The organism is Streptomyces sp. R818, from assembly GCF_056172735.1.
In genome coordinates this window covers 777921-802410 of sequence record NZ_JAOCNE010000003.1, presented here as the reverse complement: position 1 = coordinate 802410, position 24490 = coordinate 777921, and the positions used below count along the sequence as shown (strand labels likewise).

Sequence of the window (24490 nt, the reverse complement as noted above, 5' to 3'; positions counted from 1 at the left end):
GGGTCGGGGAGGCACGCTCGTGCCTCCCCGGTTCGTTGGCGCAGGTGTGAGCGAGAAGAACCGTGAGGGAAAGCGCGCGGCCCGGGACCGGCTGGCCGAGGAGCGCGAGAAGCAGAGAACCGCCGAGAAGCGGCGCCGCACACTGATCGTGTCCGCGGCCGTCGTCTGCGTGCTCGGCCTGGCCGCCGTGATCGGCGTCGTCGCCGCCAACTCAGGCGACGACAGTTCCGGGGACTCCTCCGGTGCGGTCGCCGCGCCCAAGGGCGCCGCGGGCAAGGACAGCCTGGCGGTCCCGGTCGGCAAGGACAGCGCCAAGTCCACGCTCACGGTGTGGGAGGACTTCCGCTGCCCCGCCTGCAAGTCCTTCGAGGACGGCTTCCGTTCGACCGTCAATGAGCTGACCGACGCCGGACAGCTGAAGGCCGAGTACCACACGGTCACGCTCATCGACTCGAACATGGGCGGCAGCGGCTCCCTGCGCGCGGGGAACGCGGCGGCGTGCGCGCAGGATGCGGGCAAGTTCACCGCGTACCACGACGTGCTCTTCGAGAACCAGCCCAAGGAGACCGACGACACCTTCTCCGACAACGGCAAGCTGATCGACCTGGCCGGAAAGGTCGACGGCCTGGTCACGGACTCCTTCAGGTCCTGTGTGAACGACGGCAAGCACGACGGCTGGATCAAGAAGTCCTACGAGGCGTTCCAGGACGCGGGACACAAGGGCACCCCGACGGTTCTGCTCAACGGCAAGAACCTCATGGACGACCAGACCATGACCCCGGCGAAGCTGAAGAAGACGGTGCAGGACGCCGACAAGTAGCCGCTCGCTCCACAGGCGCTTGTTATGGAGCCGTAGCCGGGCTGGCGGACGTGTCCCCGGCCCGGCACGGTAGCGTCGACCCTGCCATGGAACTTGCCTACATCCCCAGTCCGTCGCAGGGCGTGGTCCACCTCGGGCCCATCCCGCTGCGCGGCTACGCGTTCTGCATCATCATCGGCGTCTTCGTGGCCGTCTGGCTCGGCAACAAGCGCTGGGTCGCCCGCGGTGGGCAGCCCGGCACGGTCGCCGACATCGCGGTCTGGGCAGTGCCGTTCGGCCTGGTCGGCGGGCGCCTCTACCACGTGATCACGGACTACGAGCTGTACTTCAGCGACGGCCGTGACTGGGTGGACGCCTTCAAGATCTGGGAGGGCGGTCTCGGCATCTGGGGCGCCATCGCGCTCGGCGCGGTCGGCGCCTGGATCGGCTGCCGCCGCCGTGGCATCCCGCTCCCCGCCTGGGCCGACGCCCTCGCCCCCGGCATCGCCCTCGCCCAGGCCATCGGCCGCTGGGGCAACTGGTTCAACCAGGAGCTGTACGGGCGCGAGACCGATCTTCCGTGGGCTCTGAAGATCACCTCGAACACGGACGGGCGGGTGCCCGGCACCTACCACCCGACGTTCCTGTACGAGTCGCTGTGGTGCATCGGCGTCGCCCTCCTCGTCATCTGGGCCGACCGCAAGTTCAAGCTCGGGCACGGGCGGGCGTTCGCGCTCTACGTGGCGTCGTACTGCGTCGGGCGCTTCTGGATCGAGTACATGCGCGTCGACGACGCCCACCACATCCTCGGGCTGCGCCTCAACAACTGGACGGCGCTGCTCGTCTTCCTGCTCGCCGTCGTCTACTTCGTGCTGTCGGCGAAGAAGCGGCCGGGGCGCGAGGAGATCGTCGAGCCGACCGCCTCCGGCGACAAGCCCGACGCCTCGGGCGAGGACCCGGGCGACAAGGCCGCCGAGTCCGAGTCCGAAGCCGACACCGAGGAGAAGGCGTCGGCCGAGGAGAAGGACACCGCTGACGCCGAGAAGACCTGACGGTTTCGGCTGTCCGTGGACGTAGTACGCGGGTGAGGGCGCCGGGCCACTTGGTCCGGCGCCCTCACTCGTTGTTCCCGTCAGACGCCGGTGCGGTGGCCCTCGCGGGCCGCGAGGGCCAGGACCCGTTCCGCGCCCGCCACCACCGCCGCGTCCACGAACCGGCCGTCCGGCAGCGCCAGCGCCCCCGCGTCGGTCGTCGCCGCCCGGACGATCTCCTGCGCCGCCGCCACCTCCGCCGCCGTCGGGCGGAACGCCTCCTCGATCACCGGGAGCTGGCGCGGGTGGATCGCCGTACGGCCGAAGAAGCCCAGCGCACGGCCCTCCGCGCAGGACCGGGCCAGGCCCTCCGTGTCACGGACGTCCGGGTACACCGACTGGGGCGGCGGGGGCAGCCGCGCCGCGCGCGCGGCGACCACGGCCCGGCCACGCACCCAGGCGAGGCCGCGCGCGTCCGTGACGCCCAGGTCGGCGCGGAGGTCGGCCTCGCCCAGCGCGATGCCGTGCACGGACGGGTGGGAGGCGATGTCGTGGGCGCGCTCCACGCCGAGCGCGGATTCGAGGAGGGCGTAGAGAGGTGGGGCGGCCGGCCCTGCCCAGGTGGTGACCCTGGTCAGGTCCGCGCGGTCGTGCACCTTCGGCAGGCGCAGGGCGCCCAGGCCGGGGAGGGGGGCGAGACGGCGCACCTCCTGTTCCGCGAGGGGGCCGTCCAGCGCGTTCACCCGGACGTGCACCGGGAGCGGCGGGCGGTCCGTGAGCAGCTCCGCCGTCGCGTCGAGCGCGTACGCCTTGCGGGCGGGGGCGACGGCGTCCTCCAGGTCGACGAGGAGCACGTCGGCGGAGGAGCGCAACGCCTTCGCGACCACGTCGGGGCGGTCGCCGGGGACGTACAGCCACGTCAGGTACGGACAGCTCATACCGCCCCAGCCTCCCTCAGGGCCGCGATCTCCGCCTCCGACAGGCCGAGGCCGGCGAGGAGCTCGTCCGTGTCCGCGCCGTGCGGGCGGCCCGCCCATTTGATCGCGCCCGGCGTCTCGGAGAGGCGGAAGAGGACGTTCTGCATCTTGACCTTGCCGAGGTCCGGGTCGGGAAGTTCCGTGATCGTGTGCAGCGCCTGGTACTGCTCGTCCCGCAGGACGTCGCGGATGTCGTAGATCGGGGCGATCGCCGCCTGCGCCTGCTCGAACGCCGCCACCACCTCGTCCCGGGTGTGGACCGCGATCCAGCCGCCGACCGCCGCGTCCAGCTCGTCCGCGTGGCCGGCCCGCCCCGAGCCCGTCGCGAACCAGTCCTCCTCGATCACCTCCGGCCGCCCCACCAGGCGCATCACCCGCTCCGCGATCGACTGCGCCGACGTCGACACCGCGACCCACTTGCCGTCGCTCGTGCGGTACGTGTTGCGGGGCGCGTTGTTCGTCGAGCGGTTGCCGGTACGGGGCTGGACGTAGCCGAGCTGGTCGTACCAGGTGGCCTGCGGGCCGATGATCGCCAGCATCGGCTCGATGATCGCCATGTCGACGACCTGGCCCCGGCCCGACGCGTCCCGGGCGCGCAGCGCCGCCATCACCGCGTACGACGCCGCCAGCGCGGCGATCGAATCGGCCAGGCCGAACGGGGGGAGGGTCGGTGGCCCGTCCGGCTGGCCCGTGATCGCCGCGAAGCCGCTCATCGCCTCCGCGAGCGTGCCGAACCCCGGGCGGTGGGCGTACGGGCCGAACTGGCCGAAGCCCGTGACTCTGGCCAGGACCAGGCCCGGGTTGGCGGCGCTCAGTTCGGGCCAGCCGAGGTTCCATCGCTCCAACGTGCCGGGGCGGAAGTTCTCGACCACGACGTCCGACCGCGCCGCCAGCTTGAGGAGGATCGCCTGGCCGTCGGGGGAGGAGAGGTCGAGGGTCAGGTTCCTCTTGTTGCGGCCCAGGTGTTTCCACCACAGGCCCACGCCGTCCTTCGACGGGCCGTGGCCGCGGGACGGGTCCGGCTTGCGCGGGTGCTCGATCTTGATGACCTCGGCGCCGAAGTCGCCGAGCATCGTGGCGCAGAGGGGGCCTGCGAAAAGGGTGGCCAGGTCCAGGACGCGTAGGCCCGACAAGGGGCCATCACTTTGTGTCTGGTCATGTGTCTGGTCATGTGTCTGGTCATCTGTCTGGTCATGGCTCGGGAGTTTCATGCCGTGGCCTCCTGCGTCTGCCTGGCCAGTTCGTCGAAGCCGATGCCGTCGAACGTGGCGACCGTCGTCGCCAGGCGGTTCTTCAGCGGGGCCGTCCATCGCTCGCCCAGCGCCACTGGGTCGCCTGCCAGCAAGCCCGCGATCGAGCCCGCCGTCGCGCCGTTGGAGTCCGTGTCCCAGCCGCCCGACACCGCGCGGCAGATCGAGCCCGCGAAGTCGCCGTCGGCGTGGGTGAGGGCCGCGGCCAGCAGGGCCGCGTTGGGGAGGACGTGGACCCAGTGGTGGGTGGGGGCGTAGGTGTGGTGGAGCTCGTCGACCACGGTGTCGAAGTCCGGGTGCGCACCGGCCAGTTCGATGCCCAGGCGGATCGCCCGCGCGTAGCGGGACGCCGGTGGTACGACCGTGAGGCCCACGCGGAGCGTCTCGTGCACGTCCGTCGCGCCGGAGGCCGCCGCCGCGATCGCCGCCGCCGTGAACATCTCCCCGTACACCCCGTTCGCCGTGTGCGTCAGCACCGCGTCACGGTGGGCCTGCTCGGCCGCTCGGGCCGGGCTCCCCGGGTTCGTCCAGCCGAAGACGTCTGCCCTGATCTGGGCGCCGATCCACTCCCGGAACGGGTTGCGGTGCGTGGCGGTCGCCGGGGGTTCGATGCCGGACAGGAGGTTGCGGTACGCCACCCGTTCCGCGGTGAACGTGCGGCCCGCCGGGAGTTCGTCCAGCCACAGTCCCGCCACGTCGGTGGTGGCGAAGTCCGGGCCGTGGCGTCGGAGGAGGCGCAGGGCGAGGAGCGGGTAGTTGAGGTCGTCGTCCTCGGGCATTCCGTCGATGTTCTCCGCCAGTGAGGTGGGGGCGGAGCGGCGGTTCCAGGGGTACGCCGCGGCTGTCTCCGGGGGCAGGCCGATCCCCGTGAAGTAGGTGGTGAGGGGCCAGTTGCCGGTGGACCGCGCCAGAGCCCTGATGCCGTTCAGCGGCAGCTTCTCGACCGGCTTGCCCAGGAGGCAGCCGGTCGCCCGGCCCAGCCATGCCGCGTGCAGCGCGTCGTACGTGGTGGGTGGAGGGGGGTGGGACGGGGTGCGGGTTGTGGTCAACGGCCAGTTCGGGCAGGCCGCTTTGATCGCCGGCAGGTCGGTGGGCTCGGCGGACGCCAAAGGGGACGGCAGCGCGGTCAGCTCGTCCAGCAACGTCCCGGCCAGGCTCCGCAGCACCGGGTCGCCGGGGAGCTGTGACGCGCCCGCCCGGGCCGGGGCCAAGTGGCCGCCCGCCTTCAGCCAGCGCCGCTCGATCTCCGACGCGTCCCTGCCGTCCTGCGCCGCCTGGCGGAGTTCGTGGCCCAGCAGATCCTCGGGCTGCACCCAGGTCAGACGTAACATCGCCGTCCTCACAGCCCCGCGATCGCCGCGAACGCCGACTCGTGGGCGCGGCGCCGGTCCAGGTCCCTCGCGTGGATCTCGCGGGTGACCCGCGTCAACGCCGCCGCCGGAGCGTGCAGGTCCAGCCTGCTGGCCCGCGCCACCTCCGCGCTCCACTCCTTCGGCACCGACCCCTCCCCGTACAGCGCGCCCACGATCGCGCCGCTCATCGTCGCGATCGAGTCGCAGTCCCGGCCGTAGTTGACCGAGCCGAGCACCGTGTGCCGGAAGTCTCCTCCTCCGACGAGCAGCATCCCCAGCGCGATCGGGAGCTCCTCGATCGCGTGCAGGCGGGACGGGCGGCGGGCGCCCAGGGACGGCTTGCGGTAGTCGGGGCCCACCGTGTCGAACGGGGTGATCGCTTCGCGGAGGGGGGCCAGAGCTTCCTCGAAGTCCGTGAAGCGGGTTGCTGTTTCGCAGACCGCTTCTATCGCCGACCTTGTGCCGTCCTTTGCCAGTGACAGCGCGTCCTCCACCACCGTGTGCGGCGTCGCGTCCGGCTTGTACGCCGCCGCCACCGCCGCCGCGAACACGCCCGCCGCCTCCCTGCCGTACGAGCTCTGGTGCGCGCCCGCCACGTCCAGCGCCTCCTCGTACGCCTTCAGCGGGTTACCCGCGTTCACCGCGCCCACCGGGGCCATGTACATCGCCGCGCCGCAGTTCACGATGTTGCCCGCGCCTGCCTCCCGCGGGTCCACGTGGCCGTAGTGGATCCGCGCCACGATCCACTTCTCCGCCAGGAAGATCCGCTGGAGGGGGAGCGCCTCCGCCTCCAGCTCCGGGATCCAGCGCGGCGTCGTCATCAGGTCCGGGACCAAGTGATCCGCCACCGCGTAGGCGTCCAGGTGGTCGCGGACCTTCTCGTACACGCGGATCAGCGCGTGGGTCATGAGGGTGTCGTCCGTTACGTGGCCATCGCCCTTGTGGTACGGGGCGATCGGGCGGGCCGTCCTCCACTCGTCCCTGTGGAACGGCTCCACGATGCCGCGCACCCGGCCGCCGTGCCGCTCCGCGATCGCCTCCGGGGTCCAGCCCTCCACCGGGCCGCCGAGCGCGTCGCCCACTGCCGCGCCCACCAGGGTGCCTGTGGTGCGGTCCGCCAAGGTCGGGGTCTGTGTCGGTGTCTGTGTTGGTGTCGGTGTAGGTGTCGGTGTTGAGGGCCTGGGCGTGCTCATTTCTGGGTTCCTTCCCGGGTGGGGGGTGTCGTCGTTCGGGTCGCCGCCAGGCGTGCCGCCAGCTCCGTCAGGTCCGTGCCCGCCAAGCGGGGCAGCGCGCAGCCCGCCAGCGTGCGGCACGCCTCCCGCCAGCTCCTCGGGAGCGCCTCGGCGCCGCCGATCGCTCCCGTCAGCGCGCCGGCCAGCGCGGGTGCCGAGTCCGCCACCCGCGACAGGCACGCCGTCGTCGGCACCGCCTCGGTGACCGCGCCCGCCGCCGCCGTCGCCACCGCCAGGGCCACTGGGACCGTCTCCGCGGCCGCGATCCCGTAGCTGTAGACGTGGTCGACGATCTCGTGCTCCAGGACCGGGACGAGCGCGAACGCGTTGCCCGGCAGGCCCGGGCGGGCGGCCGCGGTCGCTCTGCCCAGCTCTACGGCGCGGTGTGCGTTGCGGTGGATCTCCGTGCCCTCCGGGAGCTGGGCCAGGGCCGCGTCCACGCAGGCCTCCACCGGGGCGCCGCCGAGGGCCGTCGCCACGGCTGCCGCCACCGCCCGCGCGCCGTGCACTCCGTCGCCGTCCTGGGTGTAGCGGGCGTCGAACTCCGCGAGGTCCGCTGCGCGGTGCGGGTCCGAGGGGTGGACCACGGCCAGGACCGCCGCGCGTACGCAGGCCGCGTCGTCGAAGTAGTGGGGGTTGTCGTGGCCCGTCGCCGGTGGGCGCAGACCCGCGGCCAGGTTGCCGAGGCCGGCGCGGACGGAGATGCGGGCGCGGAGCGGTATGTCCGCCGACTCGATCTCGTCGGCGCGGGCCGCTGCCGCGGCGATCTCGTCGGCCAGGGTGTTCCAGGCGAGGGCCAGTGCGGAGCGGACGCGGTGGTCCGGGGGAGGTCGCCGAGGCCGTCGGCGTACGCGTCGAGGATGGACGTCGCGGTGAACGCGGCCCACTCCGCGTCGTCGGAGGGGCCCAGGCGGAGGGGTTCGGGGGGCTGGTTCAGGGCGATCGGGACGGGGAGGGTGGTGGTGGCGTTCTGCTCGGCGAACGTGTCGAGTTCGCGGGTGAGGCGGCGGGTCCAGTCGGGGAGGCGGGCCGCGCGGTGCCGGCCCGACGGCCAGCCGGCCGCGTCGCCGGCGGCGATCCCCAGGAGCAGGCCCTCGATGCGGGCGGCGATACCGGCGGGGACGCTGGCGCTGGCTTTTACGGTGCTGCTCACGGGGCCTCTCTCGGTGGGGGTTGATCGGGGTTGGGGTTGGGGTGCCGGAGTGCGCGTTCCGTCGTGTGGTGGGGCGGGGACGTGCCGGGGTGCCTCCTCGGCCGGATAGGCCTCATCCCCCTCGGTCCGCCATGGGCGAGTCGTCCTGGACTCGATTCCAGCGGAGTCCTGCGGGGGCACCCCGACACGTCCCCTCCGGTCGCATGGCGGGTGCGGACCGGTGCCCCGTCCCGCGCCCGACGGACCAGCCCCGGCGCCGACGGCGTCTCGGACAACCCGCAGCTCCCCCCACTTCCGTGCGCCGCCTTGGGGCATCTGCCGCCCCGAACTTCCCACCCCGGCCGCTTGACGCCGCCTCGGGCAACCAGCCGACCCCGCGGTCGTCCCGCGCGACCTGCCATCCCGCCACTCCCGCGACCGCCCCGCCCCGGGCAATCTGTCGCTCCCCGCCCCGGCCGTCCGCGCCGCCCTGGGCGATCTGCCGCCCCCGCACTTCCCACCCCAGCCGCCTGACGCCGCCTCGGGCGACCCGCCGGCCCCGCGCTTCCCGCCCCGGCCGTTCTGCACCGGCTCGGGCGATCTGCCGCTTCCCGCGCTTCCCGCCCCGGGCGGAGCCGCGCTGCCTTGGGCAGTCTGCCGCCTGGGGCGGCAGGGTGGGCAAGGCGGCAGCCCAGCGCCGGGGGAGCGTGGGGACAGGCCCGTGCGTGGGCCCGGAGTGTCCACGGTTCGCCGGGCCGGAGGCGGGCGCTCATGCCACCGCCCCCTCGCTCGGCGGAGCCAACGCCTCCGCGACGTCCAGGACGTGGCGACCTGCCATCGAGGGGAGGCAGCTGCCTCGAACAGGCCCGATCGCCGCCACCCAGGGGCCCGGGATCGAGCCCTCCCCGCGCAACGCCCCCGCCAGCGCCCCCGCCACCGCCGCAGTCGTATCCGCGTCCCGCCCCATGTTCACCGCCGTGAGAACGGATTCCCGGAAGTCCCCGCGGGCCACCGCGAACGCCCCGAACGCAAGGCCGACCGCCTCGGGGGCGAGATCCGTCCAGGGGTACCCGCCGATGACGACCGCCTTGCGTACGGCCCGTTCCATGGACAGCTGCGTACCGTCCGGCTCCCGCCGAGCCCGTCGCGCCGCTTGCACCGCCCGGTGGAGGGACCGCGCCGTCCAGGAGTCGTCTGGCACCACGGACAGCGCCGCCTGGACGACCGCGTCCGGGTTGTGCCCGACCATCGCCGCGGCCACGCCCGCCGCCACGGCCCGCCCGCCGTGAATGCCCTCGCCGTCGTGCGACACCGTGCCGTCGATCGACACCAGCCGGGCCGCCTCGGCCGGACGGCCCGCCGCGTACACCCCGAAGGGCGCCGCCCGCATCGCGAGCCCGTCGCTCCACGCGTGCCGGTGCTGAGCCGAGATCGGGGCGGCGAGCCCCCGGCGCAGGTTCTCCAGGGTGCCGCGCTCACTGAACCCCGCGCCCCTGAACGGACCCTCGTCCCGGTCCGCGATCCACGTGTGCCAGGCCGCCTCGACATCCGCGAGGGTCAGCGCCGAACCGTGCTCGGCGAGGAGCAGGCCCGAGAAGATCGCGTACTCGGTGTCGTCCGTCCCGGCCGGGTTGTCGGCGACGAAGTCCTCGATCCGACCCCAGCGCTCGCGGATCTGGGACGGCTTCATGTTCTCGGCGGGCGCGCCCAGCGCGTCCCCGATGGCGAGGCCGAGGAGCGCGCCCCTGGCCCGGTCCCGTGGTGCGATCACGCCGGACGGTTGCGGCGGCGGGACCGGCTCGAGTCTGCGGCCCGCAGTGTCGTCCGCGGGCGGGTCCGGGGCGGCGCTGACGCTCATGGTGCTCGTGCTCTTTCCTGCCGTCGTGCGGGCCGTGCCTAAACGTGCCTAAACGTGCGTGAACGTGTGTGGTCGTGCTCAGTGAAGCTTCATTCGCTCGCGGAGTTGTCACCGATTCATTTCGAACTCACCGACCGGTGCCACCGGCGGTGCTCCGGGCCCCCTGGGGGGTGCCTCACCGCCCTCGCGGGGGCGCGTGAGAGCGGCCGTTCGTGGGTTTCGTGGGTGGTGTCGCAGCTGCCTCCTGCCTCATCAACTTCTACGTCGGCACAGACGTCGTTCCGCTGTTTGACCAATTTTTTGTTCGCGTCCATCCCTCCCCTCTGCCGATTCAGGCTCAGAAATTCGAGAGTGCATTTCCCGTTCGATTCGAACGACGTTTTCCTGTGGACCTCCACGGAAACGGGCGGACCCTGGCGTGATTGATGTCACGCCTCCCCCCGGGAAGGCCAAGGTCAGAGCGCGGCAAGCGCGTTGCACAGGGTGCAAAACCGCAGGTAAGTACGGCCTTCCTTGCTAGCGGTGGCCGAGTTTCGCGCGTACTTTCGAGCGTGTAAGCGACCTAGGGGAGTGGGGTTCACGAGCATGGCCATCATCGAGACCGAAGCGGCACTGCACGACGCGCACCGGGACAACCACACCCACCGCGACGTCAACGGCGGCTGGCTGCGTCCCGCGGTCTTCGGCGCGATGGACGGGCTCGTCTCCAATTTCGCCCTGATGGCCGGTGTCGCCGGTGGTGCCGTCTCGCAGCAGACCGTGATCATTACCGGTCTGTCCGGGCTCGCCGCCGGTGCCTTCTCCATGGCCGCCGGTGAGTACACCTCCGTCGCCTCGCAGCGCGAGCTGGTCGAGGCCGAGCTGGACGTCGAGCGCCGGGAACTGCGCAAGCACCCCGCCGACGAGGAGCGGGAGCTGGCCGAGCTGTATGTCTCCCGTGGTGTCGAGCCGAAGCTGGCCGCAGAAGTCGCCAAGCAGCTGTCCAAGGATCCCGAGCAGGCGCTGGAGATCCACGCGCGCGAGGAGCTGGGTATCGATCCGGGCGAGCTGCCCTCCCCGATGGTCGCCGCCGTTTCGTCGTTCGGGTCGTTCGCCCTCGGCGCCCTGCTGCCCGTACTCCCCTATCTCCTGGGGGCGAGCGATCTGTGGCCGGCCGTCGTCCTCGCGCTCCTCGGGCTCTTCGCCTGCGGTGCCGTCGTGGCCAAGGTGACGGCCCGGTCCTGGTGGTTCAGCGGGCTGCGGCAGCTGGCCCTGGGCGGTGCCGCGGCGGGTGTGACGTATCTCCTGGGCAGTCTTTTCGGTACTGCAATAGGTTGACGGTTCGCCGGTCACGGCCGGAAGATGGCTATACAGGGCCTTGCATAACTAGTCGTTACTGGACTGTTTCGACTGTTTGACCACGGGGCATGAGCCGTAAGCGCTGTGGGCAATGAGGCCCACGTCGCCCTACGACGTACCGGCCCCCGGGGCAACCGTCCACCCGCCAGGGTCTCTCTCCACCGCCACCGCGGTGTCCGCATGTTGGAACGAAGTATCCGGTTCCCGAGATTCGTTCCATCATGTAACCTGCACGAAATTTTGCAGCAGCATGAACTTTCGCAGAGGGCCAACGTCGTCCCTCGGCACGCAAATGCCACGACGACGACGGGAGAGCCGATGCGTACGCCGCGCCAGCCGTCCCAGCATTCCAGCAACGGCCACAGCAGCAACTGGTCGCACATGGATGCTCGCCCTGCCGCCCAGGGCATGTACGACCCGCGCAACGAGCACGACGCCTGCGGCGTCGGCTTCGTGGCCACCCTCACCGGCGAGGCGAGCCACACGCTGGTCGAACAGGCGCTCACGGTCCTGCGCAACCTGGAGCACCGCGGTGCCACCGGCTCCGAGCCCGACTCGGGTGACGGCGCGGGCATCCTGTCCCAGGTTCCGGACGCCTTCCTGCGCGAGGTGGTTGACTTCGACCTCCCCGACGCCGGTTCGTACGCCGTCGGCATCGCCTTCCTGCCCGAGGAGGACACCGCGTCCTTCGTCTCGCAGATCGAGACGATCGCCGGTGAGGAAGGGCTGACCGTTCTCGGGTGGCGTGAGGTGCCTGTCGCGCCGCAGCTCCTTGGTGCCACCGCCCGCGCGACCATGCCCGTCTTCCGGCAGATCTTCGTCGCCGACGGTGTCAATACGGGTATCGCCCTTGACCGTAAGGCGTTCGTGCTGCGCAAGCGTGCTGAGCGCGAGGCCGACGTGTACTTCCCGTCGCTCTCCGCCCGGACTCTTGTCTACAAGGGCATGCTCACGACCGGGCAGCTGGAGCCGTTCTTCCCGGACCTGTCCGACCGCCGCTTCGCCTCGGCCATCGCGCTCGTCCACTCGCGCTTCTCCACCAACACGTTCCCGTCGTGGCCGCTCGCGCACCCGTACCGCTTCGTCGCGCACAACGGTGAGATCAACACCGTCAAGGGCAACCGCAACTGGATGCGCGCCCGCGAGTCGCAGCTCGCCTCGGACCTGTTCGGCAGCGACAAGCTGGAGCGGATCTTCCCGATCTGTACGCCGGACGCCTCCGACTCGGCTTCCTTCGACGAGGTGCTGGAACTTCTGCACCTCGGTGGGCGTTCGCTGCCGCACAGTGTGCTGATGATGATTCCGGAGGCCTGGGAGAACCACGCCTCCATGGATCCGGACCGGCGCGCCTTCTACCAGTACCACTCCACGATGATGGAGCCCTGGGACGGCCCGGCCTGTGTCACCTTCACCGACGGCACCCAGGTCGGCGCCGTTCTCGACCGCAACGGTCTGCGTCCGGGCCGCTACTGGGTCACCGACGAGGGGCTTGTCGTTCTCGGCTCCGAGGTCGGCGTTCTCGACATCGATCCGGCCAAGGTCGTCAAGAAGGGCCGGCTCCAGCCCGGTCGCATGTTCCTCGTCGACACAGTCGAGCACCGCATCATCGAGGACGACGAGATCAAGGCCGGTCTCGCCGCCGAGAACCCGTACGGGGACTGGCTCGAAGCCGGTGAGATCGAGCTCTCCGACCTGCCCGAGCGCGAGCACATCGTGCACACGCACGCCTCCGTCACGCGCCGCCAGCAGACCTTCGGCTACACCGAGGAAGAGCTGCGCATCCTCGTCGCGCCGATGGCCAGGACCGCCGCCGAGCCGATCGGCTCCATGGGCACCGACACGCCCATCGCCGCGCTCTCCGCGCGCCCGCGCCTCCTCTTCGACTACTTCACCCAGCTGTTCGCGCAGGTCACGAACCCGCCGCTGGACGCCATCCGCGAAGAGCTGGTCACCTCGCTGCGCTCCTCGCTCGGCCCGGGCTCCAATCTGCTCGCGCCGACGGCCGCCTCCTGCCGGTCCGTGACCCTGCCGTTCCCGGTCATCGACAACGACGAGCTGGCCAAGCTCATCCACATCAACGCCGACGGCGACATGCCCGGCATGAAGGCCGCGACGCTCTCCGGCCTCTACCGCGTCTCCGGCGGCGGCGACGCCCTCGCCGCCCGCATCGACGAGATCTGCGCCGAGGCCGACGCCGCCATCGAGGCCGGCGCCCGCCTGATCGTCCTCTCCGACCGGCACTCCGACGCCGAGCACGCGCCGATCCCGTCGCTGCTGCTCACCGCGGCCGTCCACCACCACCTCATCCGCACCAAGCAGCGCACCCAGGTGGGCCTCCTCGTCGAGGCCGGTGACGTCCGCGAGGTCCACCACGTCGCCCTGCTGATCGGTTACGGCGCCGCCGCCGTCAACCCGTACCTGGCCATGGAGTCCGTCGAGGACCTCGTCCGCGCGGGCACCTTCCTCGCCGGTGACGAGGACGGCAGCCCCGAGCAGGCCATCCGCAACCTGATCTACGCGCTCGGCAAGGGCGTCCTCAAGGTCATGTCCAAGATGGGCATCTCGACCGTCGCCTCCTACCGCGGCGCCCAGGTCTTCGAGGCCGTCGGCCTGGACGAGGCCTTCGTCGAGAAGTACTTCAACGGCACCGCCACCAAGATCGGCGGCGCCGGTCTCGACGTCATCGCCGAGGAAGTCGCCGCGCGTCACGCCAAGGCCTACCCGGCCTCCGGCATCGCGCCCGCGCACCGCCTCCTGGAGATCGGCGGCGAGTACCAGTGGCGCCGCGAGGGCGAGCCGCACCTGTTCGACCCCGAGACGGTCTTCCGCCTCCAGCACGCCACGCGCTCGCGCCGCTACGACATCTTCAAGAAGTACACGGACCGCGTGAACGAGCAGTCCGAGCGGCTCATGACGCTGCGCGGTCTGTTCGGGTTCAAGGCCGAGGGCCGCGAGCCGATCTCCATCGACGAGGTCGAGCCCGTCTCCGAGATCGTCAAGCGGTTCTCCACCGGCGCCATGTCCTACGGCTCCATCTCGCGCGAGGCCCACGAAACCCTCGCCATCGCGATGAACCAGCTGGGCGGCAAGTCCAACACCGGTGAGGGCGGCGAGGACGCCGACCGTCTGTACGACCCGGCGCGCCGGTCCAGCATCAAGCAGGTCGCCTCCGGACGCTTCGGCGTCACGAGTGAGTACCTGGTCAACGCCGACGACATCCAGATCAAGATGGCCCAGGGCGCCAAGCCCGGTGAGGGCGGTCAGCTGCCCGGCCACAAGGTCTACCCGTGGGTCGCCAAGACGCGGCACTCCACGCCCGGTGTGGGTCTCATCTCGCCGCCGCCGCATCACGACATCTACTCCATCGAGGACCTCGCCCAGCTGATCCACGACCTGAAGAACGCGAACCCGCAGGCGCGGATTCACGTGAAGCTGGTCTCCGAGGTCGGTGTCGGTACCGTCGCCGCCGGTGTGTCCAAGGCGCACGCGGACGTCGTCCTCATCTCCGGTCACGACGGCGGCACCGGTGCCTCGCCGCTCACCTCGCTCAAGCACGCCGGTGGTCCCTGGGAGCTCGGCCTCGCCGAGACCCAGCAGACGCTGCTGCTCAACGGCCTGCGCGACCGCATCGTCGTCCAGACCGACGGCCAGCTGAAGACCGGCCGCGACGTGCTGATCGCCGCGCTGCTCGGTGCCGAGGAGTTCGGGTTCGCGACCGCGCCGCTCGTCGTCTCCGGCTGCGTCATGATGCGCGTCTGCCACCTGGACACCTGCCCGGTCGGCATCGCCACCCAGAACCCGACGCTGCGCGAGCGGTTCTCCGGCAAGCCCGAGTTCGTCGTCAACTTCTTCGAGTTCATCGCCGAAGAGGTCCGCGAACTGCTCGCCGGGCTCGGCTTCCGCTCCATCGAGGAGGCCGTCGGCCACGCCGAGCTGCTCGACACCGAGCGGGCCGTCAACCACTGGAAGGCGCAGGGCCTCGACCTCGAGCCGCTGTTCTACGTGCCCGAGCTGCCGGACGGCGCCGTCCGCCACCAGATCGCCACGCAGGACCACGGCCTGGAGAAGGCGCTCGACAACGAGCTGATCAGGCTCGCCGCCGACGCCCTCGCCGCGAACGACCAGACCGACGCCCAGCCGGTCCGCGCCCAGGTCGCCATCCGCAACATCAACCGCACGGTCGGCACCATGCTCGGCCACGAGGTGACGAAGAAGTTCGGCGGCGCCGGTCTGCCCGACGACACCATCGACATCACCTTCACCGGGTCCGCCGGTCAGTCGTTCGGCGCGTTCGTGCCGCGCGGTGTCACCCTGCGGCTCGAAGGCGACGCCAACGACTACGTCGGCAAGGGGCTTTCCGGCGGCCGCATCATCGTCCGGCCGGACCGCGGCGCCGACCACCTCGCCGAGTACTCGACGATCGCCGGCAACACGATCGCCTACGGCGCGACGGGCGGCGAGCTGTTCCTGCGCGGCCGTACCGGCGAGCGCTTCTGCGTCCGCAACTCCGGTGCCACGGTCGTCTCGGAGGGCGTGGGCGACCACGGCTGCGAGTACATGACCGGCGGCCACGCGGTCGTCCTCGGCGAGACGGGCCGCAACTTCGCGGCCGGCATGTCGGGCGGCATCGCCTACGTCATCGACCTGAACCCGGACAACGTCAACGTCACCAGCCAGGGCGCCGTCGAGCCCCTGGACGACACCGACAAGCAGTGGCTGCACGACGTGGTGCGCCGCCACGCCGAGGAGACCGGCTCGACGGTCGCCGAGAAGCTGCTCGCCGAGTGGACCGTGTCCGTGGAGCGCTTCAGCAAGATCATCCCCAGCACGTACAAGGCAGTGCTCGCCGCCAAGGACGCCGCCGAGCGAGCCGGTCTCTCCGAGACCGAGATCACCGAGAAGATGATGGAGGCGGCGACCAATGGCTGATCCCAAGGGCTTTCTCAACCACGGGCGCGAGGTCGCCAAGACCCGCCCGGTGGAGGAGCGTGTCAAGGACTGGAACGAGGTCTACGTTCCCGGCTCCCTGCTGCCGATCATCAGCAAGCAGGCGTCGCGCTGCATGGACTGCGGCATCCCCTTCTGCCACAACGGCTGCCCGCTGGGGAACCTGATCCCCGAGTGGAACGACTACGCGTACCGCGAGGACTGGTCGGCCGCGCAGGAGCGCCTGCACGCCACGAACAACTTCCCGGAGTTCACCGGCCGCCTCTGCCCGGCTCCGTGTGAGTCCGCGTGTGTCCTCGGCATCAACCAGCCGCCGGTCACCATCAAGAACGTCGAGGTCTCGATCATCGACCAGGCGTGGGACCGGGGCGACGTCGCCCCGCAGATCCCCGAGCGCCTGTCGGGCAAGACCGTCGCCGTCATCGGCTCGGGCCCGGCCGGTCTGGCCGCCGCCCAGCAGCTCACCCGGGCCGGTCACACGGTCGCCGTCTACGAGCGCGCCGACCGCATCGGCGGCCTGCTCCGCTACGGCATCCCCGAGTTCAAGATGGAGAAGCGGCACATCAACCGCCGCATCGAGCAGATGCGCGCGGAGGGCACCAAGTTCCGCACCGGTGTGGAGATCGGCCGCGACATCGACGCCGCCAAGCTCCGCAAGCGCTACGACGCCGTCGTCATCGCCGCCGGTGCCACGGTCTCCCGCGACCTGCCCGTCCCGGGCCGCGAGCTGAACGGCGTGCACTTCGCCATGGAGTACCTGCCGCTCTCCAACAAGGTGCAGGAGGGCGACTTCGTGCAGCCCCCCATCACCGCCGAGGGCAAGCACGTCGTCGTCATCGGCGGCGGCGACACCGGCGCCGACTGCGTGGGCACCGCCCACCGCCAGGGCGCCGCGTCCGTCACGCAGCTGGAGATCATGCCGCGCCCGGGCGAGGAGCGGAACGCCAACCAGCCCTGGCCGACCTTCCCCATGCTCTACAAGGTCACCTCCGCGCACGAGGAGGGCGGCGAGCGGGTCTACTCCGTCTCCACCACCCACTTCGAGGGCGACGAGGACGGCAACGTCCAGGCGCTGCACCTCACCGAGGTCGAGTTCATCGACGGCAAGCTCACCCCGAAGCCCGGCACCGAGCGCGTGCTGCCCGCGCAGCTCGTCACCCTCGCCATGGGCTTCACCGGCACCGACCAGGAGAACGGCCTCGTCTCCCAGTTCGGCCTCGACCTCGACGCCCGGGGCAACATCGAGCGCGACGCCGACTTCCAGACCAACGTCCCCGGCGTCTTCGTCGCCGGTGACGCGGGCCGCGGCCAGTCCCTCATCGTCTGGGCCATCGCCGAGGGCCGCTCGGCCGCCCGCGGCGTGGACAGCTACCTGTCCGGCGTCTCGGAGCTTCCCGCCCCGATCCGCCCGACGGACCGCTCCCTCATGGTGTGAGGCCTCGAAGACAGGCTCTCCGCCCCTGAACGTCCCGTACAACGGCGTACGGAACTGAGCGCGACGCCCGCCCAACTGTCCCCGACCGGACGACAGGGCGGGCGTCGCGGCGCGTCCGCCTCCGGAGGGGTGCTGGTACCGAGGAGGCGGCCCGCACGGTGCGGCTAGAGCGCCGCCACCTTCACCGCCGTCAGCGCCACGAGGACGATCACCACCGCCCCGCACGCCAGCCCCTGCACCAGAGTCTGGCGGCGGCGCGGCGCGTACACCAGGCCCAGCGTCACCAGGGCGCCCGTGAGCAGCCCGCCCAGGTGCGCCTGCCACGACGTGAGCCGCATGGAGATCAGCATCCACAGCAGGAGGAACCCCATGAACTGGTTGACCTGCCGCATGTCCGCCCCGAGCCGCCGCGCGGTCACGTAGTACGCGGCACCCAGGCCGAAGATCGCGCCGGACGCGCCGACCGTCGGGGTCTCGGGCGCGAGCAGCAGCACCAGGACCGAACCGCCGAGCGCGGAGATGAGATAGAGGGCGAGATAGCGGGCGCGGCCCAGCTGGGCCTCGACGATCCGGCCGATGCTCCACAGCGACGCCATGTTGAGCAGGATGTGCAGGAACCCCAGCGGGTTGTCGGTGGGCGGAAGATGCAGAAACGCACTGGTCAGCAGCCGATACCACTCGCCGAAGCCCACCCCGGCGGCGTGGTACTCCGACGAGTACAGCTCCTGGTACTGGTAGAGCGCCCCGTCAGGACCGATCAGGCCGCGGTCGAGCATCTCCAGCTGCGCGACGATGCCCGGCCGGACGATCTCGGCGACGTACGCGAGGACGTTCACCGCGATCAGTACGTACGTCACGAGCGGCACGGCCGAGATCCGGCCCCCGGCCACCGTGCGGGCCTGGCGGACCGAGCGCGAGCCCTCGCGCACGCACTCCGGGCACTGGAAGCCGACCGCGGCGTCGCGCATGCAGTCGGGGCATATCGGCCGGTCGCAGCGCGTGCAGGCGATGTGCGTCCCGACGTCGGTGTGGCGATAGCACATCGGTGTCGCGGCGGACTGAGGGGTGGGCTCCACGGCCGGCTCCTGAGGTCATCAACGTAGGCGCGAACAACATAACCAACCGTGCGTGCCTGGTCGGCACGGGTGCCCCGGCGTACCCTCGGCGTTCATGATCGACACCGCCGAGGTCCCCGTCCGCGTGCTGCCCGCCGCCGGGCGCACCGCCGTCGCCTGGAGGAACGGCGGCGGCGTCACCCGCGAGATCGCCTGCTCGCCGCTGGGCGCGGACATGAGCGGCTTCGTCTGGCGGGTCAGCCTCGCCGACGTCGCCGGGGACGGGCCGTTCTCCGCGTTCCCCGGCGTCGACCGGACACTGACCATGGTCGAGGGCGACGGGATGGAGCTGACCGTCGACGGCCGCCCCGTTCTCGTCGACACCCGCCACGAGCCCCGGGACTTCGCCGGTGACGTGGCCACCGACTGCCGCCTCCTCGGCGGGCCCGTCGTGAACCTCAACGTCATGTGGCGGCGGGCCGCCCTCCCAGCGCCCCCGACCGTCGCCGTCGTCCGCGGCCGCCTGCCCCTCGCGCCCGGCCCCACCCTCGTCGTCGCTCTCACCGGGGAAGGCGCCCAGGTCGCGGGGTACGAACTCGGCCGCCACGACGCCGTACTCGTCGAAGGAGCGGGGGCGCTGCACGCACCGGGCCCGGTGGCCGTCGTCGGCGGCCTGTGACGGCGGACCACAATAGGGGCGTGCCTACGAAGAAGAAGCCACAGGTCGCCCCCGACGAGCGGCGCCGCGAACTCCTGGAGACCGCCGCCGGGGTCTTCGCCGCCCAGGGTTACAACGCCACCACCGTCCGCAAGATCGCCGAGGAGGCGGGCCTGCTCGCCGGCAGCCTCTACTACCACTTCGACTCCAAGGAATCGATGCTGGAGGAGATCCTGCGGACCTTCCTCGACGAGCTGTGGGCCGGCTACGACACCGTGCTCGACGCCGGGCTCGGGCCCCGGGAGACCCTGGAGGCGCTCGTCACCGAATCCTTCCGGGAGATCGACCGGCACCGCGCCGCCGTCGCGATCTACCAGCGCGAGGCCAGGCAGCTCGCGGGCCAGGAGCGGTTCGCGTTCCTCGCCGAGTCGCAGGACCGCTTCGAACGGACATGGCTGACGACCCTGGAGCGCGGCGTCGCCGACCGGGCGTTCCGCGCCGACCTCGACCTGCGCCTCGCCTACCGCTTCGTCCGCGACACCGTCTGGGTCGCCGCCTCCTGGTACCGGCCGGGCGGACAGCACAGTCCGGACGAGATCGCCCGCCAGTACCTGACCATGGTCCTGGACGGACTCGCGGCCGACTGAAAAACCGTGCTACGGTAACCGTGTTGCAGTTTTGGTACCCATAGACTTTATGTGCGCCTGACGGGAATGTTCCTCAGGCGCATTATTGTTTTGCCGGGGCATTCTCGGAATGGGGGGCTGCTACCTGTTTCAAGGAGAATTTCATGGCCACCGGTACCGTTAAGTGGTTCAACTCGGAAAAGGGCTTCGGCTTCATCGAGCAGGACGGCGGCGGCGCTGACGTCTTCGCCCACTACTCGAACATCGCCACCTCGGGCTTCCGCGAGCTCCAGGAAGGCCAGAAGGTGACCTTCGACGTCACGCAGGGCCAGAAGGGCCCCCAGGCGGAGAACATCCTCCCCGCCTGATCCAGCTTCACCGGGCCGGGGCCCGCACCGTCATGGTGCGGGCCCCGGCTCGCGCTGTCATGGTGCGGGCCCCGGCTCGCGCTGTCCCCACCCCCCGGACCCCCGGAGATCCCCCCGGAAGGCATGCCGCATGGCCAGCTCAGCCCGCCCGTCCAGCCGTCGCAGTCCCCGCCCCGCATCAGCCGGCAGGCGGCGCGCCCCCGAGCAGCAGCGCCGGCAGCAGCCCACGCCGCCCCGCGAGTTCACCATGCCGGAGAACAGCAGCCCCGCGCTGCCCCCGGTCGACGACTTCGCCGCCCTCGACATGCCCGCCGCGCTCCTGAAGACGCTGACGGCACAGGGCGTCACCGCGCCCTTCCCGATCCAGGCCGCGACGCTGCCCAACTCCCTCGCCGGACGCGACCTGCTCGGCCGCGGCCGCACCGGGTCCGGCAAGACCCTCGCCTTCGGCCTCCCGCTGCTCGCCCGCACCGCCGGGAACAAGGCCGAGCCGAAGACCCCGCTGGCGCTCGTGCTCGTCCCCACGCGCGAACTCGCCCAGCAGGTCACCGACGCCCTCACCCCGTACGCCACCGCGCTGAACCTGCGCATGGCCACCGTCGTCGGCGGCATGTCGATCGGCCGCCAGGCCGGTCAGCTGCGCCGCGGCGCCGAGGTCGTCGTCGCCACCCCGGGCCGCCTGAAGGACCTCATCGAGCGCGGCGACTGCGCCCTCGACCAGGTCCGGATCACCGTCCTGGACGAGGCCGACCAGATGGCCGACATGGGCTTCATGCCGCAGGTCACCGCCCTGCTCAAGCAGGTCGCGCCCGGCGGGCAGACCATGCTCTTCTCGGCGACCCTCGACCGGAACGTGGACCGGCTTGTGCGCCAGTTCCTCACCGACCCCGTCGTGCACTCCGTCGACCCCTCCGCGGGCGCCGTCACCACGATGGAGCACCACGTCCTGCACGTCCTCGACGAGACCGACAAGAAGGCCGTCACCGCGCGCATCGCCGCCCGCGAAGGCCGCGTCATCCTCTTCGTCGACACCAAGCGCTCCGCCGATCGGCTCGCCAAGAGGCTCCTCGCCAGCGGCGTGCTCGCCGCGCCGCTGCACGGCGGCCGCAGCCAGCCGCAGCGCAACCGCACCCTGGAGCAGTTCAAGGACGGCCGGGTCACCGCCCTCGTCGCCACGAACGTCGCGGCGCGCGGCATCCACGTCGACGACCTCGACCTCGTCGTCAACGTCGACCCGCCCACCGAGCACAAGGACTACCTGCACCGCGGCGGCCGCACCGCCCGCGCGGGCGAGTCCGGCAGCGTCGTCACGCTCGTCCTGCCCGAGCAGAAGCGGGACGTGCAGCGGCTCATGCGGGACGCCAAGGTGCAGCCCCGCACGACCCAGGTCCGCTCCACCGACGAGGAGCTGGTGACGATCACCGGCGCGCGCGAGCCCTCAGGGGTGGCCGTGACCATCGCGGTGCCCGAGCAGGCCACGGCGGAGTCGGCGAACAAGCCGCGCCGTCCGCGCCGCTCGCGCGGTGGCGCCCCGGGCGCCGGTCGCGGAGAGGGCCAGCGCTCGGCGCAGGGCGGCCAGCGCTCAGGCCAGGGCGGTACGCGTTCCGGCCAGGGCGGTCAGCGTTCCGGTCAGGGCGCGTCGGGTGGCCGTCGCCGCTCGGGCACGGGCTCGGGCGCGGCGAACGGTGCGGCGTCGGGCGGCAACCGGCGCGGTCAGGGCCCGCGCGGCCCCCGCAAGGCAGCCGCCTGACGAGCCCGTAGGGCCGCGGCCTAGACGGACAGCCTCCCTCCCACCTAACGTTTGTTAGGTGGGAGGGAGGCTGCGTTATGGAGGTCGGCGCAGACCTGAGCGGACGCACCGTCGTCGTCACCGGCGGCACCAGGGGAGTGGGCGCGGGCATCGCCGACGCTTTCGTGCGCGCCGGGGCCCGCGTCGTGATCTGTGCCCGCCGCCCGCCCGCCCAGCCGCTGCCCGGCTGCGCGTTCGTCGCGGCCGATCTGCGGGACACGGCAGCCGTCCGGGACCTCTTCGCCGGGCTCGACCGCGTCGACGTCCTGGTCAACAACGCGGGCGGCACCCCGTACCGGCTGCTCGGCGACAGCGACGCGGAGCGCCACGCGCGCGTGATCGAGCTGAACCTGACCGTTCCGCTGACCGTCTCCCTCGCCGCCCGCGCACAGCTGGCCGCCGCGCACGGCTCCATCGTCATGATCGGCAGCGTCAGCGGAGCCCGCCCCTCACCCGGCTCGGCCGCGTACGGAGCGGCGAAGGCGGGCCTGGAGAACCTGGCGCGGTCCATGGCCGTGGAGTGGGCCCCCGACATCCGCGTCAACACCCTCGTGCTCGGCATGGTGCGCACCGAACGCTCCGCCCTGCACTACGGGGACGAGGCCGGGATCGCGGCCGTGGGCGCCACCGTCCCGCTCGGCCGCCTCGCCGAGCCCCGCGAGATCGGCGCCGCCGCGGTCTTCCTCGCCTCGGACGCGGCCTCGTACATCACCGGAGCCGGCCTGCTCCTGCACGGCGGCGGCGAACGCCCCGCGTTCCTGGACGCGGCGACCGTCAACAACAGCGACCGACTGGGGGGCGTGACATGACGGACGCGGAAACCGTCGGCGGTGGGCTGTGCGCGGGCCGGGTCGTGGCCGTCACCGGCGCCGGTCGCGGACTGGGGCGCGCCCACGCCCTCGCGTACGCGGCCGAGGGCGCGAAGGTCGTCGTCAACGACCTCGGGGTGGGGCTCGACGGCACGCCGGGGGCCGAGAGCCCGGCGGAACAAGTCGTGCGCGCGATAGAGGAGTTGGGCGGTGAGGCGGTCGCGCACGGCGGGGACGTCGCCACCTCCGAGGGCGCCGCGTCGCTCGTCGCCACCGCCGTCGACACCTTCGGCCGGCTCGACACCCTCGTGAACAACGCCGGGTTCCTGCGCGACCGGATGCTCGTCAACCTCGACGAGGACGACTGGGACGCCGTCATGCGCGTCCACCTGAAGGGGCACTTCCTGCCCCTGAAGCACGCGGCGTCGTACTGGCGCGGCCAGTCCAAGGCGGGGCGGCCGGTCGCGGCCCGGGTCGTCAACACCTCCTCCGGCGCGGGGCTGTTGGGGTCGGTCGGGCAGGGGAACTACAGCGCGGCGAAGGCCGGGATCCTCGGCCTCACCTTCGTGGCCGCCGCCGAACTCGGCCGGTACGGCGTCCGGGTCAACGCCATCGCACCCGCCGCACGCACCCGCATGACCGAGGCGACGTTCGCCGCGTCGATGGCCGCACCCGAGCGCGGCGGCTTCGACGCGATGGCGCCGGAGAACGTCTCCCCGCTCGTGGTGTGGCTCGGCTCGGCGATGACGGGCGACGACGTCACCGGCCGCGTCTTCGAGGCCGAGGGCGGCCGCATCACCGTCATGGAGGGCTGGCGGCCGGGCCCGACGGTCGACAAGGCGGAACGGTGGACCCCGGCGGGCGCGGGCGCCGCCGTACGGGAACTGCTGGCGCGGGCGGAGGCGCCGGGGGCGGTGTACGGGGCGTCCTGAGGGGCCCCGCTGTCATGTGTCGCACTCCAGCACCGTCCGGCACAACCCGCACCGCGCCCGGACCCGCCCCCGTACCGGCACCCGGATCCGCTGGTGGCACGTGGGGCAGGGGAACGACACCCGCAGCCCGGCGCGGCCTTGCGGGCCGTCCGCCGAGAAGGTGTACGGGCCCGCCGGGGCGGGGCCCCGGGCGCCGTGGTCCTGGGCGTAGCGGCGGTCCTTCGCGTAGCGGCGACGGCCCGCCCAGCCCGCCGCCGTCAGCGGCGGCTGCTGCTCGTCGCGGCGCGCCTGCGCGAGCCCCTTCGTGTACGCCGTGTACGCCTGCGCACTGGTGAACCACGTCTCCGGCGCCTCCCCGAACGCCAGCGAGCGCTTCGCCAGGACGTACCCGAACTCCTCCGGGGTCAGATAGCCGAGCTTCTGCGACGACGCGCCGTCCTCCCGATAGGCGTCCAGGAGCAGCCAGCCCGCGCCCAGGTAGGTGGCGGCGGTGTCGGTGAGGATCTCGTTGTCCCGCGTCCCCGGGAACGACAGGTCCAGGCGGTGCAGGTACACGTGCATGATCTCGTGCGCCAGAGCCGCCCCGATGTCCCTGCGGTGCGTACGGAAACGGTCGTTCAGCTCGATGAAGTACTCCGGGCCCGCCGCCAGTTCGACGCTCGCCGCGTGCTCCATCTCCCGGAACCCGACGATCATGCGGGCGTCCGGCAGGTGGTAGTGGCGCACCAGCTCGCGCGCCACGCGCTGCGCCCCGAGGTGCAGATCGTCGTCGTCGCCGAAGGCCACGTCGGCCGGGGCGACGCTCGTCGCGAACGTGTGCACCGTGTCGTACGAGAGACGCTTGTACAGCGCGGTGACCGCCCCCCGCACGGTCTCCAGATGCGGATAGCCGTGCACCACAG

18 protein-coding genes and 1 pseudogene are annotated in these 24490 nt (G+C 71.8%); 11 read left to right on the top strand and 8 right to left on the bottom strand.

Annotation, left to right across the window (positions count from 1 at the left end; all coding sequences use genetic code 11):
• Positions 1-46: 46 nt before the first annotated feature.
• Both N5I75_RS08755 and lgt read left to right on the top strand, forming a co-directional pair.
• Positions 47-820 carry a DsbA family protein gene (locus N5I75_RS08755; protein WP_476675982.1) on the top strand — a complete coding sequence of 258 codons (774 nt, stop codon included), beginning with the start codon at positions 47-49 and terminating at the stop codon, positions 818-820.
• Positions 821-906: 86 nt separating this feature from the next.
• The gene (gene lgt, locus N5I75_RS08750) at positions 907-1851 is read left to right on the top strand and encodes a prolipoprotein diacylglyceryl transferase (protein WP_476675981.1); all 945 of its coding nucleotides are present in this window, start codon (positions 907-909) and stop codon (positions 1849-1851) included.
• A gap of 80 nt (positions 1852-1931) precedes the next feature.
• On the opposite strand, the gene N5I75_RS08745 is transcribed toward lgt, so the two are convergent.
• The 6 genes and pseudogenes from N5I75_RS08745 to N5I75_RS08720 all read right to left on the bottom strand — a co-directional run bounded on the left by N5I75_RS08745 (position 1932) and on the right by N5I75_RS08720 (position 9631).
• The gene (locus N5I75_RS08745; RefSeq protein WP_476675980.1) at positions 1932-2768 is read right to left on the bottom strand and encodes an HpcH/HpaI aldolase/citrate lyase family protein; all 837 of its coding nucleotides are present in this window, start codon (positions 2766-2768) and stop codon (positions 1932-1934) included.
• A complete protein-coding gene (locus N5I75_RS08740) occupies positions 2765-4018 on the bottom strand; it encodes a CaiB/BaiF CoA transferase family protein (RefSeq protein ID WP_476675978.1) in 1254 nt (417 codons plus the stop codon). Before N5I75_RS08740 ends, N5I75_RS08745 begins: the two co-directional genes overlap by 4 nt.
• The gene (locus N5I75_RS08735) at positions 4015-5388 is read right to left on the bottom strand and encodes an ADP-ribosylglycohydrolase family protein (RefSeq protein WP_476675976.1); all 1374 of its coding nucleotides are present in this window, start codon (positions 5386-5388) and stop codon (positions 4015-4017) included. The genes N5I75_RS08740 and N5I75_RS08735 overlap by 4 nt, the downstream gene beginning before the upstream one ends.
• 8 nt (positions 5389-5396) lie before the next feature.
• A complete protein-coding gene (locus tag N5I75_RS08730) occupies positions 5397-6602 on the bottom strand; it encodes an ADP-ribosylglycohydrolase family protein (RefSeq protein ID WP_476675974.1) in 1206 nt (401 codons plus the stop codon).
• Positions 6599-7794, bottom strand: a pseudogene (locus N5I75_RS08725) (ADP-ribosylglycohydrolase family protein). The gene N5I75_RS08730 and the pseudogene N5I75_RS08725 overlap by 4 nt, the downstream one beginning before the upstream one ends.
• A 748-nt stretch (positions 7795-8542) precedes the next feature.
• Positions 8543-9631 (bottom strand): ADP-ribosylglycohydrolase family protein, encoded by a 1089-nt coding sequence (locus N5I75_RS08720; RefSeq protein WP_476675972.1) that lies wholly within the window; start codon positions 9629-9631, stop codon positions 8543-8545.
• Positions 9632-10216: 585 nt separating this feature from the next.
• Here N5I75_RS08720 and N5I75_RS08715 point away from each other — a divergent pair.
• The 3 genes from N5I75_RS08715 to N5I75_RS08705 all read left to right on the top strand — a co-directional run bounded on the left by N5I75_RS08715 (position 10217) and on the right by N5I75_RS08705 (position 17351).
• Positions 10217-10948 carry a VIT1/CCC1 transporter family protein gene (locus N5I75_RS08715; protein ID WP_476675970.1) on the top strand — a complete coding sequence of 244 codons (732 nt, stop codon included), beginning with the start codon at positions 10217-10219 and terminating at the stop codon, positions 10946-10948.
• Between the two features lie 339 nt (positions 10949-11287).
• On the top strand, positions 11288-15898 hold the full coding sequence (gene gltB, locus N5I75_RS08710; RefSeq protein WP_476675968.1) for a glutamate synthase large subunit: 4611 nt from the start codon (positions 11288-11290) through the stop codon (positions 15896-15898).
• Positions 15891-17351, top strand: coding sequence for a glutamate synthase subunit beta (locus N5I75_RS08705; RefSeq protein WP_476675966.1), 1461 nt, complete (start codon positions 15891-15893; stop codon positions 17349-17351). Before gltB ends, N5I75_RS08705 begins: the two co-directional genes overlap by 8 nt.
• 164 nt (positions 17352-17515) lie before the next feature.
• Here the strand turns inward: N5I75_RS08705 and N5I75_RS08700 are convergent, their stop codons facing one another.
• Positions 17516-18394: a rhomboid family intramembrane serine protease gene (locus N5I75_RS08700; RefSeq protein WP_476676987.1), complete on the bottom strand. Its 879-nt coding sequence runs from the start codon at positions 18392-18394 to the stop codon at positions 17516-17518.
• Between the two features lie 127 nt (positions 18395-18521).
• Here N5I75_RS08700 and N5I75_RS08695 point away from each other — a divergent pair, with 127 nt between their 5' ends.
• The 6 genes from N5I75_RS08695 (at position 18522) to N5I75_RS08670 (ending at position 23588) form a co-directional block, all read left to right on the top strand.
• A complete protein-coding gene (locus tag N5I75_RS08695) occupies positions 18522-19085 on the top strand; it encodes a HutD/Ves family protein (protein WP_476675964.1) in 564 nt (187 codons plus the stop codon).
• A 20-nt stretch (positions 19086-19105) separates the two neighbouring features.
• Positions 19106-19711 carry a TetR/AcrR family transcriptional regulator gene (locus N5I75_RS08690; protein ID WP_476675962.1) on the top strand — a complete coding sequence of 202 codons (606 nt, stop codon included), beginning with the start codon at positions 19106-19108 and terminating at the stop codon, positions 19709-19711.
• A 143-nt stretch (positions 19712-19854) separates the two neighbouring features.
• Positions 19855-20058: a cold-shock protein gene (locus tag N5I75_RS08685; RefSeq protein ID WP_005318814.1), complete on the top strand. Its 204-nt coding sequence runs from the start codon at positions 19855-19857 to the stop codon at positions 20056-20058.
• Positions 20059-20188: 130 nt separating this feature from the next.
• Entirely contained in the window at positions 20189-21808 is a 1620-nt protein-coding gene (locus N5I75_RS08680; RefSeq protein WP_476675959.1) for a DEAD/DEAH box helicase, read from the top strand.
• 77 nt (positions 21809-21885) lie between these two features.
• Positions 21886-22656, top strand: coding sequence for an SDR family oxidoreductase (locus N5I75_RS08675; protein WP_476675957.1), 771 nt, complete (start codon positions 21886-21888; stop codon positions 22654-22656).
• Positions 22653-23588: an SDR family oxidoreductase gene (locus N5I75_RS08670; RefSeq protein ID WP_476675955.1), complete on the top strand. Its 936-nt coding sequence runs from the start codon at positions 22653-22655 to the stop codon at positions 23586-23588. The genes N5I75_RS08675 and N5I75_RS08670 overlap by 4 nt, the downstream gene beginning before the upstream one ends.
• Positions 23589-23600: 12 nt before the next feature.
• Here the strand turns inward: N5I75_RS08670 and N5I75_RS08665 are convergent, their stop codons facing one another.
• The gene (locus tag N5I75_RS08665) at positions 23601-24488 is read right to left on the bottom strand and encodes a hypothetical protein (protein ID WP_476675953.1); all 888 of its coding nucleotides are present in this window, start codon (positions 24486-24488) and stop codon (positions 23601-23603) included.
• Positions 24489-24490: the final 2 nt, after the last annotated feature.